This is a genomic window from Protofrankia sp. CiP1_Cm_nod1 (genome assembly GCF_920888515.1).
GTDB lineage: Bacteria > Actinomycetota > Actinomycetes > Frankiales > Frankiaceae > Protofrankia.
In genome coordinates, this window is sequence record NZ_CAKKTM010000159.1 from 1 (window position 1) to 2,250 (window position 2,250).

Sequence of the window (2,250 nt, forward strand, 5' to 3'; positions counted from 1 at the left end):
GGCTCTTGACCTTGGAAGGATGAGAGCCGTGCCCACCCCTAACAAGTACCCGGCCGAGCTACGCGAGCGTGCGGTCCGGATGGTCTTCGAGGTACGCAAGGAGTCCGGTCAGCGGACCGGCTCGATCACAACCGTCGCCAAGCGGCTCGGGGTTGGCGCGGAATCGCTGCGCCAGTGGGTGAAGCAGGCCGAGGTCGACGGTGGCCAGCGGCCGGGGACCTCGACCGCGGACGCGCAGCGTATTGCCGAGCTGGAACGCGAGGTCCGTGAACTCACCCGTGCGAACGAGATCTTGAAGGCTGCGTCGGCTTTCTTCGCGCGGGAGCTGTGCGCCACGAGGCGCCGAGACAATCGAGGAGGGGTGAGAGACCTTTCCCGCCGGGCTGTCGCAGCAGCCCGGTGAAGCCAGGGGGCAGCCTGATCCGGAGGAACGCCGGGGAGGGTGGCAAGCGGCCCCGACGAAGACAGGCCGTGCCGGGACTGCCAGACGGCGCGGGCCTGTTCGGCCAGGTCAGAAGGTGTAACGGAAGTGAACCAGTGGTTGAAGCTCCGTAACCGCGAAGCCGTGCTCAAATCTGGTGGATATGGGCCGGTGAGCAGCGCGTGACGGTCGGACGATGCTGCGTCCGGGCGTCAACTCCGAAGCCGCGTAGTTCCGGCGGTGGGGAGGCCATGGCGAAGGTCTGCGGCGTAACCGTGGCGATGCTGCCGGAGTAGAGCTGGGCGCCTCACTGACCGATCGATTGCTTGGTGAACGTGGGAACCATCCGGCAGTCGCCTGCGGGCCGTCCAGCCAGGACGGCAGCGGGCAGGCCCGTTCCGGCTGTGGGCTGACGGATGGGGCGGAGGCTGTGTAGTAGTCGCGGGCGTAGCGACCCGTCTCGGAGTCCGGGAAAGCCGGACGCAGGGCAAAGACAGCCAGCAAGTCTGCGGTGATGGATGCTGGAAGACCAGGAGGTTTTCGCCGGTGAATACCGACGAACCGGAATCCGCCTTGTTTAGGGCCGAACGCCGGGTACTGGAGATCCAAACCAAGCTGCACCGGTGGGCGCGTGAAGATGCCCGTCGTCAGTTCGACGATCTGTTCAATTTGGTGGCCGATCCCGCGTTCTTGTTGGTTGCGTGGGATCGGGTGCGGGGCAACAAAGGTGCCAGGACCGCCGGGGTGGACGGGCGTACCGCCGCGTCGATAGTGGCGCGGATCGGGATAAATGAATACCTCGACGGGCTGCGTTCGGCGTTGAAAGATCGCAGTTTCCGGCCGTTACCGGTGCGGGAGCGGATGATCCCCAAGACGGGCGGTAAGCTGCGTCGCCTGGGGATCGCGACCATCACCGACAGGGTGGTCCAGGCATCGCTGAAGCTGGTGCTGGAGCCGATCTTCGAGGCGGATTTTTTCCCATGCTCCTATGGGTTCCGCCCGATGCGCCGGGCTCATGACGCGGTGGCTGAGATTCGGTATCTGACCTCGAAACCACGATGTTACGAGTGGATTGTGGAAGGAGACATCAAAGCCTGCTTCGATGAAATCTCGCATACGTCCTTAATGGACAGAGTGCGGGCACGGATCGGAGACAAGCGTGTCCTGGCCCTGGTGAAGGCTTTTCTCAAATCAGGCGTCCTCGTTGAGGATCGTTTAGTGGGACCTACCACCGCCGGCACCCCGCAAGGGTCGATTCTCTCGCCGTTGCTCAGTAATGTCGCCTTGTCCGTCTTGGACGAGCACGTCGCCCGGTCACCAGGTGGCCCGGGGACCGGCAAGACTGAGAAGGCCAGGCGTCTGCGGCACGGCCTGCCGAACTTCAAATTGGTCCGGTATGCCGACGACTGGTGCCTGGTGATTAAAGGCACCAAATCCGATGCCGAAGCCTTGCGAGAGGAGATCGTGGAAGTCTTGTCCACGATGGGTTTACGCCTGTCGCGGGAGAAGACTCTGATCACCCACATCGATGACGGCCTTGACTTTCTCGGGTGGCGTATCCAACGCCACCGGAAGAAAGGCGCGCGCGAGTATTACGTCTACTCCTATCCGGCCAAGAAGTCCGTCAAAGCGGTCATGGCCAAGGTGAAGACGGTATGCCGCGAGGTCGAGGTGAACCAGCCTCTTGATGATCTGATCCGCAGACTCAACCCTGTGCTGAGGGGCTGGTGCGCCTATTTCCGGCCCGGAGTGTCATCGGTGACCTTCGCCTACCTGAAACATTATGTGTTCGAGACGGTATGGCGATGGATACGCCGGAAGCATCGCCG

Annotated in this window: 1 protein-coding gene and 1 pseudogene; both read left to right on the forward strand. The window is 62.9% G+C overall.

What is annotated here, in order from left to right; genetic code table 11:
- Positions 1-19: 19 nt before the first annotated feature.
- Positions 20-316 (forward strand): annotated as a pseudogene (locus tag NBX02_RS07835) (transposase); the annotation flags it as partial.
- Positions 317-967: 651 nt separating this feature from the next.
- Positions 968-2,250 (forward strand): group II intron reverse transcriptase/maturase (ltrA, locus tag NBX02_RS07840; RefSeq protein WP_250290646.1); only part of this gene is annotated, 1,283 nt, incomplete at its 3' end.